Annotated in this window: 15 protein-coding genes and 1 pseudogene; 6 read left to right on the top strand and 10 right to left on the bottom strand. The window is 65.5% G+C overall.

All coding sequences use genetic code 11. From position 1 onward, the window contains the following. Position 1: 1 nt before the first annotated feature. Genes M9945_RS02085 through M9945_RS02070 form a run of 4 tightly spaced genes read left to right on the top strand, consistent with a single transcriptional unit; the run spans position 2 to position 4,644 of the window. Positions 2-796, top strand: coding sequence for an SDR family NAD(P)-dependent oxidoreductase (locus M9945_RS02085; RefSeq protein ID WP_367929185.1), 795 nt, complete (start codon positions 2-4; stop codon positions 794-796). After that, positions 793-1,896 (top strand): glycerol dehydrogenase, encoded by a 1,104-nt coding sequence (locus M9945_RS02080; RefSeq protein ID WP_367929184.1) that lies wholly within the window; start codon positions 793-795, stop codon positions 1,894-1,896. Before M9945_RS02085 ends, M9945_RS02080 begins: the two co-directional genes overlap by 4 nt. A gap of 21 nt (positions 1,897-1,917) precedes the next feature. Then, positions 1,918-3,000 carry an SDR family oxidoreductase gene (locus M9945_RS02075; protein WP_367929183.1) on the top strand — a complete coding sequence of 361 codons (1,083 nt, stop codon included), beginning with the start codon at positions 1,918-1,920 and terminating at the stop codon, positions 2,998-3,000. Positions 3,001-3,030: 30 nt separating this feature from the next. After that, on the top strand, positions 3,031-4,644 hold the full coding sequence (locus M9945_RS02070; protein ID WP_367929182.1) for an AMP-binding protein: 1,614 nt from the start codon (positions 3,031-3,033) through the stop codon (positions 4,642-4,644). Between the two features lie 120 nt (positions 4,645-4,764). Here M9945_RS02070 and M9945_RS02065 read toward each other — a convergent pair whose 3' ends face one another. Next, positions 4,765-5,397 carry a helix-turn-helix domain-containing protein gene (locus M9945_RS02065; protein WP_367929181.1) on the bottom strand — a complete coding sequence of 211 codons (633 nt, stop codon included), beginning with the start codon at positions 5,395-5,397 and terminating at the stop codon, positions 4,765-4,767. Between M9945_RS02065 and glyA the strand changes: the two are divergent. Continuing rightward, a pseudogene (gene glyA, locus M9945_RS02060) lies at positions 5,397-5,536 on the top strand (serine hydroxymethyltransferase); the annotation flags it as partial. The gene M9945_RS02065 and the pseudogene glyA overlap by 1 nt on opposite strands. Before the next feature lie 88 nt (positions 5,537-5,624). Here glyA and M9945_RS02055 read toward each other — a convergent pair. The 7 genes from M9945_RS02055 to M9945_RS02025 all read right to left on the bottom strand — a co-directional run bounded on the left by M9945_RS02055 (position 5,625) and on the right by M9945_RS02025 (position 13,159). Then, on the bottom strand, positions 5,625-6,863 hold the full coding sequence (locus M9945_RS02055) for an NAD(P)/FAD-dependent oxidoreductase (protein ID WP_367943215.1): 1,239 nt from the start codon (positions 6,861-6,863) through the stop codon (positions 5,625-5,627). A gap of 12 nt (positions 6,864-6,875) precedes the next feature. After that, on the bottom strand, positions 6,876-8,270 hold the full coding sequence (gene hydA / locus M9945_RS02050) for a dihydropyrimidinase (RefSeq protein ID WP_367929179.1): 1,395 nt from the start codon (positions 8,268-8,270) through the stop codon (positions 6,876-6,878). 13 nt (positions 8,271-8,283) lie between these two features. Next, entirely contained in the window at positions 8,284-9,621 is a 1,338-nt protein-coding gene (locus M9945_RS02045; RefSeq protein WP_367929178.1) for a TRAP transporter large permease, read from the bottom strand. Positions 9,622-9,690: 69 nt separating this feature from the next. Continuing rightward, positions 9,691-10,194, bottom strand: a complete 504-nt coding sequence (locus tag M9945_RS02040; RefSeq protein WP_367943214.1) for a TRAP transporter small permease subunit — start codon at positions 10,192-10,194, stop codon at positions 9,691-9,693. Positions 10,195-10,260: 66 nt separating this feature from the next. After that, positions 10,261-11,295, bottom strand: coding sequence for a TRAP transporter substrate-binding protein DctP (gene dctP / locus M9945_RS02035; RefSeq protein WP_367943213.1), 1,035 nt, complete (start codon positions 11,293-11,295; stop codon positions 10,261-10,263). Between the two features lie 260 nt (positions 11,296-11,555). Then, a complete protein-coding gene (locus M9945_RS02030) occupies positions 11,556-12,206 on the bottom strand; it encodes an aspartate/glutamate racemase family protein (protein WP_367929175.1) in 651 nt (216 codons plus the stop codon). 41 nt (positions 12,207-12,247) lie between these two features. After that, complete coding sequence (locus tag M9945_RS02025) at positions 12,248-13,159, bottom strand: N-carbamoyl-D-amino-acid hydrolase (protein ID WP_367929174.1); 912 nt, start codon at positions 13,157-13,159, stop codon at positions 12,248-12,250. 338 nt (positions 13,160-13,497) lie between these two features. Here M9945_RS02025 and M9945_RS02020 point away from each other — a divergent pair, with 338 nt between their 5' ends. Further along, positions 13,498-14,433: a LysR family transcriptional regulator gene (locus M9945_RS02020; protein ID WP_367929173.1), complete on the top strand. Its 936-nt coding sequence runs from the start codon at positions 13,498-13,500 to the stop codon at positions 14,431-14,433. A gap of 79 nt (positions 14,434-14,512) precedes the next feature. Here M9945_RS02020 and M9945_RS02015 read toward each other — a convergent pair whose 3' ends face one another. Both M9945_RS02015 and fdxA read right to left on the bottom strand, forming a co-directional pair. After that, positions 14,513-14,719: a hypothetical protein gene (locus M9945_RS02015; protein WP_367929172.1), complete on the bottom strand. Its 207-nt coding sequence runs from the start codon at positions 14,717-14,719 to the stop codon at positions 14,513-14,515. A 286-nt stretch (positions 14,720-15,005) separates the two neighbouring features. After that, on the bottom strand, positions 15,006-15,347 hold the full coding sequence (gene fdxA, locus M9945_RS02010; RefSeq protein WP_367929171.1) for a ferredoxin: 342 nt from the start codon (positions 15,345-15,347) through the stop codon (positions 15,006-15,008). Between the last annotated feature and the right edge of the window lie 3 nt (positions 15,348-15,350).

Genomic DNA, 15,350 nt, shown 5'->3' with positions numbered 1-15,350 from the left:
CATGGCGGGCGAGCTCGAAGGCAGGGTGGCGCTGATAACCGGCGCGGGCAGCGGGCTGGGCCTCGCCACGGCGCGGGCCTTCGCCGGCGCGGGCGCGCGCGTCGTCATCAACGACCTGCGCCTCGACGCGGCCGAGGCGGCGGTGGCGGAGCTGGGCGAAGGCCACATGGCGATCGGCGGCGACGTCTCGAAGGAGGACGCGGTCGCGGAGATGGTCGCCCGGGTCGAGGACAAGACGGGCGGCATCGACATCCTGGTGAACAATGCCGGCATGCCCGACAGCTTCGTGCCGACGGTCGACCAGCCCCTGTCGCACTGGCAAAGGCTGATCGACGTCCACCTCACCGGCACCTATCTCGTCTCCAAGACCGTCGCGCCCGGCATGATCCGGCGCGGCAAAGGCGGGGCAATCCTCAACCTCAACTCCATCGCCGGCGTCGTCGGCCTGCCGGTCCGAACCGCCTACAGCGCAGCCAAGGCGGGGATCGGGATGCTGACGCGGGTTCTCGGCTGCGAGTGGGGCCCGCACGGCATCCGCGTCAATGCCGTCGCGCCCGGCTACATGATGACGCCGCTGACCGAAAGGCTGATCGCCGAGGGCAAGATCGACGTGAAGCGCATCCGCCGCCGCACGCCGATGGGCGCGATGGGCACGGCAGACGACATTGCCGAGGCGATGCTGTTCCTCGCCTCGGACCGGGCGAAGTTCATCACCGGCGTCACCCTGCCGGTCGACGGCGGCTACATGGCATGGGGCGCGCCGTCCGACGCCTACCCGCTGGAGGACGACGAATGACCCCGGGCGACATGCAGGGCTTCATCTTCGGCGCGCCGCACCGCTATTGCCAAGGGCCGGGCATGATCGACCGGCTGGGCGAGGTGCTCGCGCCGCTCGGCGCGTCGACGCTGGTCGTGGTCGACGGCTTCGTGCTCGATCTGCTCGGCGCGCGCATCGCCGTCTCCTGCGCGAAGACGGGGGTGACGCCGGCCATCCGCGCCTTTGACGGCGAGATCACCTATCCGGCGATCGACGCGCTCATTGCGGGGCTGGAAGGACAAAGGCCCGACGCCGCGGTCGGGATCGGCGGCGGCAAGGCGCTCGACGCCGCCAAGGCCGTGGCGCTGAAGCTCGGCCTGCCGGTGGTGACGGTTCCCACCATCGCCTCCAACGACAGCCCGACCAGCGCGGCGATCGCCATGTATGACGACGCCCATACGATGATCGCCGTCGACCGGCTGCACCGCAGCCCCGAGGCGGTGGTCGTCGACACCGCCCTCATCGCCGCCGCCCCGGTGCGCTTCCTGCTGGCCGGCATCGGCGATGCCCTGTCGAAGAAGTTCGAGGCGGACGGGTGCCTCGCCGGCACCGGCGTCACGCCTTTCGGCACGCGCCCCGGCCTGACCGGCGTCGCCATCGCCGACGCCTGCTACCGGACCCTGCGCCGCCATGGGGCGGCCGGCGTCGCCGCCGCCCGCGCCGGCAAGGTGACGGCCGATCTCGAGGCGGTGGTCGAGGCGACGCTGCTGATGAGCGGCCTCGGCTTCGAGAATGGCGGCCTGTCGCTCGCCCATTCCCTGACCCGCGGGCTGGTCAAGGTGCGCGGCGCGCGCGACGCGCCGCATGGCGACCAGATCGCTTGGGCGCTGCTGGTCCAGCTCGCCGCCGAAGGCCGGGACGACGCGTTCATCCGCGACGTGATCGGCTTCCACCGGGAACTAGGCCTGCCCTTCACGCTGGCGGCGCTCGGCATGCCGGACGCCACGGCCGCGGAAATCGCAGAAATTGCCGACTGGACGATGACCGCGCCGCATCTGCGCAATCTCGCCGCGCCTGTCGACGCGGCCGTGATAGCGGCGGCGATCAAGCGCCTCGAGACGCTGGCCGGCCATGCCTGAGGACAGGGGAAGGATGTGACGATGGGCGGCACGGTGCTTGTCGCCGGGGCGCTCGGCGTCGTCGGGCGCGCGGCCCTCGACCACTACGCGGCCCGGCCTGGCTGGCGGGTGATCGGGCTCGCCCGGCGGCCGCGGCCCGAGGACGTGCAAGCGCAGTGGATCGCTGCCGACCTGAAGGACCGGGAGGCCCTGCGCGCCGCCCTCGCCGGCACCGGCCCGATCACCCACGTCGTCTATGCGGCCCTCCATGAGGAGCCCGGCCTCGTCAGCGGCTGGACCGCCGCGGCGCAGATCGCCGCGAACCTGACGATGCTGACCAACCTGCTCGACTGCCTGCCGCCCGGCCTGCGCCACCTGACGCTGGTGCAGGGCACGAAAGCCTATGGCGTCCACCACGGCCCCTACAGGATGCCGGCGCGGGAGAGCGACCCGCGCTTCATCGCGCCGAACTTCTACTACGAGCAGGAAGACCTCGTGCGGGCGCGCAGCGCCGCCGAAGGCTGGGCCTTCACCGTGCTGCGGCCGCAGATCGTCTGCGGCTTCGCGCTCACCAACCCGATGAACGCGGTGATGGCGATCGGCGTCTATGCCGCGATCTGCGCCGAGCTCGGCCAGCCCATGCGCTTTCCCGGCGGCCCCGCCTGCTTCCAGGAGGCGGTGGACAGCGAGCTTCTGGCGCGGGCGATCTGCTGGGCCGGCCAGACGCCCTCGGCGGCCGGCGAGATCTTCAACGTGGCGAACGGCGACTGCTTCTCGTGGCCGAACCTGTGGCCCGGCTTCGCGCAGCGCTTCGGGGCGGAGCCGGGCGTGGCGCATCCGTTCTCGCTGGCCACCGTGATGGAGGGGATGGCGCCGGTGTGGGACCGCATCGTCGCCCGCCACGGCCTGAAGCCGCACCGCTTCGGGGACATCGTCGCCTCGTGGCAGTTCATGGACTATTTGCTGCGCCACGAGCGGACCTATGCCCACCACTCGCTGGTCTCGACGATCAAGATCCGCAAGCACGGCTTCCACGATTGCGAGGACAGCGAGGAGATGTTCCACCGCATATTCAGCCGGCTTCAGGACGAGAAGATCCTGCCGGGCCGGCCGCCACCGGCCTGACGGGGCCCGCCCGACAAGAAGGAGAACGCCATGCGTCAGGAACCGCATCTCGCGCCCCGGCCAGCCAACCACGTGCCGCTGACGCCGGTGGAATTCCTCGTCCGCGCCGTCGAGGTCCATGGCGACAGGCCGGCCGTGGCCTGGGGCGAGGAAAGCTGGACGTATCGGTCGTTCGCACGGATGGTCGACCGCCTCGCGCGCTTCCTCGCGGCGGCGGGCGTGCGCAAGGGCGATGTCGTCTCCGTCATGGCGGCGAACCGGCCCGAGACGCTCGCCGCCCACTATGCCGTGCCGATGCTGGGTGCGGTGCTGAACACGATCAACACCCGCCTCGATGCCGCCGCCGTCGGCTACATTCTCCGCCATTGCGAAAGCCGGCTGCTGCTATGCGACCCCGACTGCCTCGCGACGGCATCGCCGGCCCTGCCGCAGGGAACGGCCTGCCATGTCCTCGCCGGCCGGCCGGGCGAGGTCCCCGCAAGCGACGCGCTCGACATCCTGGCCGACGACGGCATCGAGCCCGCGCTCGACCTCGACCCGATCACCGACGAGTGGCAGCCGATCTGCGTCAACTACACCTCCGGCACCACCGGGCATCCGAAGGGCGTAGTCTATACGCATCGCGGCGCGTATCTCAACGCGCTCGGCAACGTGCTGGCGCTCGGGCTGACGGAGCGGTCGACCTATCTGTGGACGCTGCCGATGTTCCATTGCAACGGCTGGTGCCACACCTGGGCGGTGACGGCCGCCGGCGGCCTGCATGTCTGCCTCGACCGGCCGGACCCGGCGCTAATCTTCCCGGCGCTGGAGGCGCGCGGCGTCACCCACCTGTCCTGCGCGCCCGTCGTCCTCTACATGCTGCTCAACCACCCGGCGCGGCACATGCGCAACCCCGCCAACCGCGTCAAGGTCGCGACCGGCGGCGCGGCGCCCACCGAGGCGCTGATCGAGCAGCTCGGCGCGCTCGGCTTCGACCTGACCCACCTTTACGGCCTGACCGAATCCTACGGTCCGGCGACGCTGCGCGACCTCGACGGGGACGAGCGCGCGCGGCCGGCGGCCGAAGTGGCGCACGCCCTCGCCCGGCAGGGCATGCGGCACGCGACGGCGAGCCGCGCAACGGTCGTCGACGAGGCCGGCGAGGCCGTGCCGATGGACGGATCGACCATGGGCGAGATCGTCCTTCGCGGCAACACGCTGATGGCGGGCTACTACCGCGACGCGGAGGCGACGGCGCAGGCCTTCCGCGGCGGCGTCTTCCATACCGGCGATCTCGCCGTGCGCCATCCGGATGGCAATATCGAGATCCGCGACCGCTCGAAGGACATCATCATCTCGGGCGGGGAGAACATCTCCAGCCTCGAGATCGAGGGCGTCCTTCACCGCCACCCCGCGGTGCTGCTCGCCGCGGTCGTCGCCATGCCGCACGACAAATGGGGCGAGACGCCGGCCGCCTTCGTCGAGCTGCGCGAGGCCATGACGGCGGACGAGGCGGAGCTGCGTGCCTTCTGCCGCCGGCACCTCGCCGGCTACAAGGTGCCGTCCCGCTTCTTCTTCTCCGAGCTGCCGAAGACGGCGACCGGCAAGATCCAGAAATTCGCGCTGCGGGACCTTGCCCGCTCCGCCGGGCCGGAAACGCGCTGAGCCATGGCGGCTGCATGCGATCGGCCTCGGCTGCTACGGCCGCCCGGATATTCCCGGCCCGAATGTGCTTTTTCATCGACCCGGTGCCGGATCATCGCGCCGGGCATCACGCCGCCGGAACTACCGGATGAGATGAGCCTGGTCGCAGAAGCCGACGGCTGCCGCCACCTCAGCGGCAGGCACGCCGTCGAGCAGCATGCGGCGCGCGCGATCGACCCGTCCTTGCACGACCAGCGCATGTGGCGTCATACCGGTCGCGCGCGCGAAGCTGCGGACAAGGTAGGACGGATGCAATCCGGCCTCGGCGGCAAATTCCGCTATGGTCAGGCTTTCTCCCGCCTCGACAGCGGCGGCAATACGTGATCGCAGCGCCGCTATGGACCTCGACTCGTTTCCCGGTGCCGGAAGCCGGACATTGCCGTAGCAGGCGAAAGCGACGGTGATCGCCTCATATACCGCTTCCTCCACCGCGAGCCACCAATCGGGGCTGTCGGCCGCATCCAGACGACGAGCCAACGCGCCCAGTGCTCGCGTCAACCGCAGGTCCCGGTCCATTGGCGCGATCTCGGAGAAGCCGCGCAACCCACGCAGGCCCAACAGCTCATGCGTCGCCTCTTCCGTGGCGTAGAGCATGTGGTATCCGACCCAGCCGTCCGCGGCATAGCCGGTGTGCGGCTCCTCCGGGTTCATAAGCGACAGCGATCCGGCGGGCAGAACGATGCTCTCGCCCCGGCAGTGGTAGCCGCTTGCCAACCCTACCCGGTCCGCGCGGCGGCGTCATCCTCGCCAATGACGAGACGCTGGCGAGGAAGCTGAACTCGCCGCCTTCCACGGCAATCGGTCGCTGATGCACGTCATCGCCACCAAGTCGGTCGCCTTCGGCAGGGCGCTGCAACTCGGTTTCAAGGATTAACCACGGGCTCGGCTGAGATAGCCCAGCGTCGAGCGCCGTCGCCGAGGACTATGGAAGCGCTGGATGTCTAGAACCGTTCCATAGCGAAAGGCAGAAGGTCGAGAGAGGGCGTATCGCCGGTCATGACTTCGGACAGGACGCGTCCGATGATCGGCCCGAGCGTGAAGCCGCGATGGGCGAGCGCCGCAGCGAACCACAGCCCCGCATGCCTCGGCGCCGCGCCGATGATCGGCTTCATGTCCGGCGTGCAGACTCTCGTGCCCATCCAGGGACTCGCCTCCACCCGCTCGCCCAGGTCGAGCACGGCGCGGGCAATCGGCTCCACGCGCTTGAGCTGGACGGGGCTGGGCGGCGCGGCGCTTCCGGCGAACTCGATGCCGGTCGCCAGGCGGATACCGCGGCGCATCGGGGCGAGCAGGTATCCCGACTCCGTGTCGAGAACCGGGCGACGCAGCGTTGCGTCGGGCGATGGCCTGTAGTGCACATGGTAGCCGCGTTTGAAGATCAGCGGCAGGCGATAGCCGAGCTGGCGCGCCAGCGGCAGAGCCGAGATTCCCGCTGCCACCACAATCTCCCGCGCCCTGATCGGCCCCCTCGCGTCGGCGTGGCAGACCCAGCCGTCGCGGTCGGGTTCCAGCCCCCGGATCTCGGCCAGGACAGTTGTCCCGCCGAGCGCGCGGAAGAGGCGAATATAGGAATCGACCACGTCCCCGGGGTCCGAAACGGTCGGCGTCGCGTGCCAGTGAATCCCGCCCTGAAAGACGGGTTGCAGGTGCGGCTCGATCGCCGCCAGGTCGCCGGCCGCGAGCTTGCGGTGGGGAACGCCGAATTCGGCTTCCAGCATGTCCGCCTCCTTCATGGCGGCGCGCCATCCGTCTTCCGAGCGGAAAAGCCTGATCCAGCCATCGTCCCGGAAGAGAGCCTGACTGCCGGCCGCGGCGGCCAACATCCGGTGCTCGGCAACCGCGCCGCCGATGAGGGGCGCGCTTTCGGCAACGATCTTCCGGTAGCGCGTGCTTTCGCTGTGCCACCAGTATCTGGCAAAGGCGGCCGCCTTGCCGGGCAGGCTGAAAGGGTCGTAGCGCACGGCCGTGCTTCGGTTCAGGGCGATCCTCGCCAGGTCCCCGATATTGCGCGGGAACGGAGGTGGCAGCAGGCCTTCCGTCTGGATCATGCCACCATTGCCGTAGGATGCTTCCACGGTGCTGTCGTTGCGATCGATGAGAACGACGCTGCGTCCCCGACGAAGCAGGTGAATCGCTATCGATACACCGACTATTCCCGCACCGATGACGGCCACATCCATCGGGAAATCCCTTCAAAACGCCGAGAAAGCCTCGCGCGGCAGGAATTTACCCCATCCCGGAGCGCCCTCGCGCATGTCGCCGGCGGTGATCGTCCGGCCGCGCACGATGGTCCGGATCGGCCAGCCGGTGAGGGTCATGCCTTCGAAGGGCGAATATCCGCTGCGGTCATGCAGGTTCGCATAGGCGACCCGGCGGGTAAGCGAGGGGTTCCAGATCGTCAGATCCGCATCCATCCCGACGGCGATCGACCCCTTGCGCGGATAGAGGCCGAACAGCTTGGCCGGGTTGGTGGCGGTGACGGCGACGAACTGCTGCAGGCTGATGCGGCCTTTGCCGACGCCCTCGCTGAACAGATAGGGCAGCCTCGTCTCGATGCCGGGCATGCCGTTCGGAATCTTCGAGAAGGGAAGCCCGTGCGTGCCGCCGCCCTTGCCCGAGGAATCGTCGATCCGGAAGGGTGCATGATCCGAGGAGACGACGCCGATCACATTGGCGCGGATGGCCTGCCAGAGCGCGTCCTGATCCGAGGCCGAGCGCAAGGCGGGGCTGCACAGATATCTCGCGCCGTCGGCGCCGTCCAGGTCGGCGGCGGTGAAGGCGAGGTATTGCGGGCAGGTCTCGGCATAGACCTTGACGCCGCGCGCCTGCGCATCGCGGATCACCTCGACGACCTCGGCCGATGAAACATGGAATATCTGGATGGGCTGATCGGCCAGCTCGGCGAGCGCGATCATTCTCGATACCGCCTCGCGCTCGACGATGGCCGGCTTGGCGAGCGCATGACAGGCCGTGGAAGTCTTTCCCTCCTTCTCCAGCCGTTCCGTCATCCAGCGGATCATGTCGTTGTTCTCGGCATGGACGACGACGAGACCGCCGTTTTCCTTGGCGACCGTCAGCACCTTCAGGATCTGATAGTCCGAGATCATGCTCGACGCATAGGCCATGAATATCTTCAGCGAGCGATGGCCGGCCCGCATCAGTCCGGGCAGTTCGTCGTCCACCACCGCCGGGGACGGGTCGGCGATATACATATGGACGCTGTAGTCGATGAGGGCCTTCCTGCCGCGTTCGTGATAGTCGGCGACAAGGTCCTTTATGCCGTGGCCCTTGAACTGCGGAACGAAGCCCATGACGCAGGTGTTGCCGCCGAAGGCGGCGGCGGTGGTCGCGGTTTCGAAATCATCGGTGAAGCCGGCGCCGCTCTCCCGTTGCTGGTCGAAGTGGCAATGGCTGTCGATCCCGCCGGGCAGCACGAGCATTCCGGTGGCGTCGATCTCCTCCTCGCCCCGAGGAAGGTCGGTTCCCAGGGCCGATATCCTGCCGTCCCGTATTGCGATATCGGCGGTGAAAAGGTCTGTTGCGGTCGCGATCCGCGCATTGCGAACGACGCAGTCGGCAGCGGTCATCTCGGATCTTCCTCTATCCAAACAACAGATTCGGCAGCCACAGCGAGAACTGCGGAAATGCGATCAGAATTGCGAGCACCACGAACTCGCACAGCAGGAACGGAACGCATCCCCTGAAGATATCGTCTGTCGAGATGCCGGAATTGCGCGGCAATGCGCCACGGGCGGCAAAGACGTTCAGCCCGACCGGAGGCGTGATGGCGCCGATCTCGATCATCTTGAGCGCGATCACCCCGAACCAGATCGGATCATAGCCGAGGTTGACGAGCAACGGCACCAGGATCGGCAGGGTCAGCGCATATATCCCTACGGGAACCATGATCATGCCGAGGAAGAAGAGAAGCAGGATGACGATCATCAGCACGACGAAGGGCGGCACGTTGAGGACGCTCAACGCCATCGTCATTTCGGTCGGCAGGTCGGTGATGGCAAGGATCCGGCTGTAGAAGAGCGCGCCGATGTTGATCAGGAACAGCATGCCGGTGATGTTCGCCGCGTCGCGCATCGGCGTGACGACATCCTTCCCGCGACGGAAGGTCTTCAGGTACCAGCCGACGGCAAGGGCCGATACCGCCCCGACCGCCGCCGCCTCGGTCGGCGTGAAGAAGCCCGCATAGATGCCCCCCATGACCACGACCGAGATCAGGGCCACGGGCCAGATCCGCAGGAACCGCGTCAATGCCGAAGGCGCCGGGGGCGTTCCTTCTTCCGGCATATCCTCCGTGCCGAGCGGAGCCAGCGCGGGATTCCTGCGCACCATGACATTGATCAGCACCGCATAGGCGATGACGGTAATGATCCCCGGAACCAGCCCGGCAGCAAAGAGCTTGCCGATCGATTGCTGCGTGAACAGGCCGTAGATGACCATCATCATGCTCGGCGGGATCATCGAGGCGAAGGTTCCTGCGGAGGCGATGCATCCGATCGACAGCTTCCTGTCATAGCCGCGGCTCAGCATCTCCGGCAGCGCCACCCGGGTGAAAATCGCCGTGGTCGCGATCGACGAGCCGGAAACCGCGCCGAAAACGCCGCAGCTCACGCTGGTGGCGATCAGCAGAGAGCCGCGCACGTTCCGGGACAGGACGTAGATTCCGTCATAGGCGCGCTTGGCCAGGCCGCCGTCGGAGGCGAACGCGCCCATGAGAATGAAAAGCGGGATCGCGGTCCAGGTCGGGGTGGCCACGGAGTAGTAGGCGGTCTGTCCAAGCAGGGAGGAGACGCTGTCGAAGCCGATCAGCAAGCCGCCGACGAGGAAGCCTGCAAGAATGAAGGCCAGGCCGATCTGCAAGCCGAGGGCCATCAGGACGAGCAGAAGAACGATACAGCCGATGCCGCCGAGCAAAAAATCCATCTTTGTTCCAATTCTCGATATTGGTCGGGACTGGCCGTCTACAGGCGGAACATGCCGATGCTCTCGGGGCTAGAAAACCTCGTCCGTGCTCACGGGGTCTGGTTTCTCGGATTTTGGAGCGCCGAACAGGTTCAGGGCGGTCTGGACGAGAAAGAAGGTCATGCCGATGACCATGATTATCTTGACCGGCCAAATGGGCAGACTGACGATGCCCTCCATCGCCTCCCTGTTCCTGACGGCCGCCCAGGCATTGATGGTGACGGCGTAGAACATGATCGCCACCGTCAGGAGGGCCAGCAGGCGCACGGCGAGCAACAGGGCCGCGCGGGCACGGCCCGATGTCGCGTCGAGCAGCAGCTCCAGCCGCACATGCTCGTCATACTCTTCGGATCTCGAGAAGCTGAGATAGACGACGATCATCATGACGAAGACGGAAAGCTCGGCCATACCGAAGATCGGCGTGAAGAAGGATCGCCAGATGACGTCCACGACCAGCGTGCCCATCATCAGGAGCATGAGCCAGCCGCCGATGGCGGACATGGCGTCATTTACGCGACTGAGATATGTGCGCATCGTATCGCCTTTCGAGGAGCGGGAATGGCGTGGCTCCGGGGTCCGGCCATTCCCGCGGTCGACATGTCACGGCCGCTGCATTGCCTCGGCGTGGATGGCGCGAACCTGTTCCATCACTTCTGCGGCGTTCTTCAGCCCGGCGGCTTCCGCTTCGGTGACCCAGGTCTGTTGCAGCTCGGGCAACTTCTCCGCGTTCTCCCAGAGGGCGACATCCTCATCCGTCAGCTCGACGACGCTGTAGCCGGCGGCTATCTGGTCGGCTCGAATCTTCTCGAACGTCTGGTCATAGACCTCAGCGAACCGGCGCTCCGCTTCCTGCGAGGCCGCGCGGATGGCGTCCTGCTGCTCCGCCGGCAAGGCGTCGAACCAGGGCTTGTTGGCGCCGTGCACCATGGGCGTGGCGAACCAAAGGGCCTTGGAAAGCAGGATGTTCGACGCGACTTCGTCGAGCTTGGCCATGTGGATGCCGTCATAGTTGGTATAGACGCCCTCGACGGTGCCGGTCTGGAGGCTGATGTAGAGATCGTCCCACGGGATCGAGACCGGGGTTGCGCCGACGTTGCCGAGGTAACGCAGCGGCCAGTTGCCGCTGGCCCGCCATTTCTTGCCCTGCAGGTCCTTCATGGATTTCGCGGGATAGGTGGCCGCAAACGCGCCGGGCAGGCCTGCCGTCAGCATCAGCGGCTCCCAGTTGGCGCGCGCCAGTTCCTCGCGAAAGGCGGGCACCCGCTCGTAGAGCTGCCGGTAGAACCAGACCATGTTTTCGAAGCGTGCCGGCCCGCGCGGCAGAAGCGGGAAAATCGAATGGGCGATCAACTGATCGGGATGATGGCCGGGATAGATATAGGCCAGCTTGACGATGCCGTCGCCGAGGCCCTTCAGAACCTCTTTCGGCCCGAGCAGCGTGCCGCCGAAATAGTCCCGAACCGTGATCGCGTCGTTGGATTGTTTGGCGATCTCAGGCAGCCAGACCTCGCGGACGAAGTCGGTGCGCATTCCGCCGAGGGCGTCATGATCGCTATAGCGCACGGTTTCGGCGCGGGCGGCCGGAACGGCCTGCATGAGGCTGACCACGCCGACGAGGCACGCTGCGACCGCCACGGTCGACCGGATGCTTGGTAGGAAATGCTTCGGGCTGTACCTCATTGTTAGTCCCCTTTTGTGTGTTGACGACACCCACCCATGTGGCTGTTTCCAACCGAGGGCAAAGGTTGCGCGGTGGACGGTATGGAATTTGCCGATGGCAGGCCAATGAAAACGAGGCCGATTCCTATGTCCAACCTCTATAGGGCGGTAGCGCCATCGTTACGGCAGATACCCTCCGGCCGCTCCGGAGGGACCATGCCGGGGCGCTCGCTTCCCTAGACGCGAGCTGCCGCGAGCGCCATCGCGACCGCCGCCTGGGTCGGCTCGATGACTGGCACGCCCAAGGTCTGCTCCAGCGACGGCCGATATCGCGCCATGCCGGCGCAGCCGAGGACGATCGCGTCGGCGCCGTCGTCGATCAATGCGCGGCCGACGGCGACGAGCCGTTCGAAGCTGTGCCCGGCGGTGGCGATTTCATCGACGCTCATATTGACCGGACGTTCGCTGGCTATGCGATCCAGCAGACCGAGGCGGCGCAGATAACGGCGATGCCGCTTGATGGAGCCGGGGCCGGCGGCGATGACGCCAAGCCGGTCGCCGCGCGCGAGCCCCGTCAGGATCGCGCTTTCCTGCGAACCGAAGACCGGCACCGCCGCCACCGAGCGCATCGCGTCGATCCCCGGATCGGCATAGCAGGCGATCACGAACGCAGCAGCGTCCGTCCGCGTCTCGGCGATGCGCGCCAAGGGAAGAACCACCTGCTCCGCATGAACCTGGCTTTCGATACCGAAGGGGCCTTCGCGAAGCGTGATACACTCGATGGACGGCCCGTCGACGAACCGCAGGGGAGCCACCGACTCGTCGACGATCCTCGTGACCGCCTCATTGGAGTTCGGATTGATGACGAGGATCGTTTTCCGGCCCATGATCGCTTCTTCCTTCCGTGTCGTTCACGCGGGCCAACCGGTTATTCGACCAGCAACCTGTAGTGCTCGGGCCGCCGGTGGGCGTTGAAATTGAACATGTTTTCCTTGCCGGCGCGACACTCGTCCAGATCGCAGGCGGCGATGATCAACTCATCGCCGTCCGTATAGCTGCGGGCCACGATCTGGCCCGTCGGCGCGACGATGACGCTCGCGCCCATGAGATGCTGGCCATCCTCGTTGCCGGCCTTGGCAACCGCCACGACCCAGGTGCTGTTCTGATACGCTCCCGCCTGAACGCAGAGGTCGGAATAGAAGACCCGCAGATGCGGCGGTTCGAAATATTTGTGGTTGAGCGTCGGCGTGTTGAAGCCGAGAAGAACCATCTCGACACCCTGCAGCCCCATGACGCGGAACGTCTCCGGCCAGCGACGGTCGTTGCAGATGCACATGCCCATGACGCCGCCCATCGTGTTCCAGACGGGAAAGCCGAGATTGCCGACGGAAAAATAGTATTTCTCGAGCGTCTGGAAGTCCCGTTCCGATTCGTAGCCGGAATGTCCGGGCAAATGAATCTTGCGATATTTCCCGACAATGAACCCGGATTTGTCGACGAGAATGCTTGTATTGTATCGATGCTTTCCGGAATCGTCTTCAGCGATCTCGCCGTAGCCTAGATAGAACCCGATGCCGTATTTTCGAGCGCGGTCGAACAGGGGCTGAACGACCGCATTTGGCATTTCGGTCTCGAACCACGGATCGATCTCCTCGGCCGTGGTGACGTGATAGCGGGGGAAGAACGTCGTCAGGGCAAGTTCGGGATAAACGACCAGATCGCATCCGCGCTCGAACGCCTGATCCATCAGGGCGAGCATCCGCGCGACGACCGCCTCACGCGTTTCCGCCCGCTGGACACCACCAAGCTGGGCGCCGGCAACCTTCACTATCCTAGCCATCATATGATTCCTGAGCGTTCCTGTATGTCCAATGACCGCCGGGGAATGTAACGACAAATATAGCGATGTCTTATGCAATATGGGGCATCATTGATAACATGACGGCATAGGATTCGCCCTGAGCGGGTATTTATTCACCTGCCCGGCACAGGGGTGCAGGGTGGGGCGAGAGGTAATTTTCACGTAAAATATTGAAATCTTTGTTTTTTTATGAGAAGGGCCCCCGCCGCTCTCCCTTGTTTCCAATGATCTTCAGCGAGGGGAGCGGTTTGTCATCCCTATAACAATCCGCTATTCATCATCATCGGGCTACGTGGCCGGACGACTGGACCGTTAGGATGCATCTTCGACAGCTGGAAGTCTTTCGCGCCGTGATGGCGGCCGGCACAACGACGGGCGCTGCGCTGACACTGGGTGTGTCGCAGCCGGCCGTCAGCCGCATGATCGCGGATGTCGAGGAGGGGCTGGGCATGCAACTCTTCGAGCGCAGCAAGGGCCGCCTGGTGGCCACCGACGAGGCGGTGCATCTCTACAAGGAGATCGAGCCTCTGTTCCTCGCGCTGGAGGCGACCAAGGCGCGGGTGCGCGACATCCGCGACGGCAGCATCGGTAACATCCGCATTGTCGCCAGCTCGAGCCTTGCCTCTTCGGTTGTGCCGGATGCGATCCGGTCAATCCTCGAGAAGACGCCGGACGTGAAGATCACGCTTGAGGTGCAGAACTGGGATCGCGCTGCCGAACAGGTCGAGGCGAATATCGCCGATATCGGCATCGTCTTCACCGTCGGTGATCGTCCGCGGCTCATCACGAAGCCTCTCTATCTCGGCAAGATGGTTTGCGTGATGGCGCGCGATCACCCGCTGGCGAGACAGCCGGTGATCAGGCCCGGCGACTTGCAGGGCCACCGCATTATCCGTCTTTCCCCCACCAGCCCCTTGGGCGAACTCATCAGCATTCCGCTGGAAAAAAATGCAATCGAGATCAATGCCGTCGTGCAGACGCGCTACTGCAACATGATCTGCGCCTTGGCGCAAAGCGGCGTCGGCGTCGGTATCGTCGATCAATTCATTGTTTCGTCGATGAGCTATCCTGGACTGGTGGTGAAACAGTTTGTGCCAACGATCAACCTGACCGCCTATGCGCTGATATCCAGGGACAGGCCGATATCACGGCTCATCAAGCGAACCATCAAGGAGTTGGAGGAGGTGTTCATGAAGATCGCGGAGCAGGACGCGAGACACGAGCACAATCCGGACATGAGGCAAGATCCGTGAGGCGCGATGCCGTGAGCGTTGGCACCAGATGCTCGGGAGTGGCATGACGCTTCGTGTCGAGCAGTCGAGCCGGAGACGGCTATCGCCTGCGCCTGGACCAGTCCGTGACAAGTCGGGCAGCGATCGCGACGGCTGCAACGATCAGAACGACCGGCGTCCCCATCACCATGAGCATGCCAAGCCCTACCGGATTATCGCTGATACCCAGACCGCCGACGATGAGCAGCGGCAGGATGCAAATCGCCAACCCGATCGCAGTGTATTTCAGGATTGCCGGAATCGTCATGCGGCGAGGATACGAGGCAATTCCTAATGATCTACCAGCCGATGGGCGGATGAGCTTATAAGCCCGCGGTGAAAGCTCGATCAGGACTGGCAGCGACTATCCGGGGGCTCGGATTCATCTGCCGCCGCCGAGGTATTCGCCGCCAGCAAACCCCACTTCGCAGCGCCTGCGCGTTCCATCCAGCTGCTCACCACGCGCGCGCGGCCGGGGGTGTTTGATCAAGTTCCACCATTGGCGGCACTCGTGCCTTCCACTCAACGACCAGCGATGAAGTTCTGGTGGATGGTCATGACAGCTCGGTTTCCTTTTTTTCCACGCCTGCGACCTCGGGATGGTCGAGATCGGTGCGGAACGTCTCGCTCGCTCCGCCTGGTTCGCCCCAGCCGGTGACGCCGTCCTCGAAGAACTCGGCGTTGATCGCGAGGAACCGGTTCTCCCGCTCGGGCAGTTCGTCATCGGCAAAGATCGCATCGACCGGGCAGACGGAAAGGCAGATGCCGCAGCTTATGCATTCGGTCGGGTGGATATACATCATCCGGCCGCCCTCGTAGATGCATTCGACCGGACAGACGTCCTGGCAGGCGCCGTCCTTGACGTCGATGCACGCGGAGCCGATGACGTAGGGCATGGC

This window comes from Aquamicrobium sp., from assembly GCF_023954335.1.
GTDB lineage: Bacteria > Pseudomonadota > Alphaproteobacteria > Rhizobiales > Rhizobiaceae > Aerobium.
The sequence above is the reverse complement of the archived record's forward strand: the minus strand, read 5'-3'. Positions and strand labels throughout refer to the sequence as shown.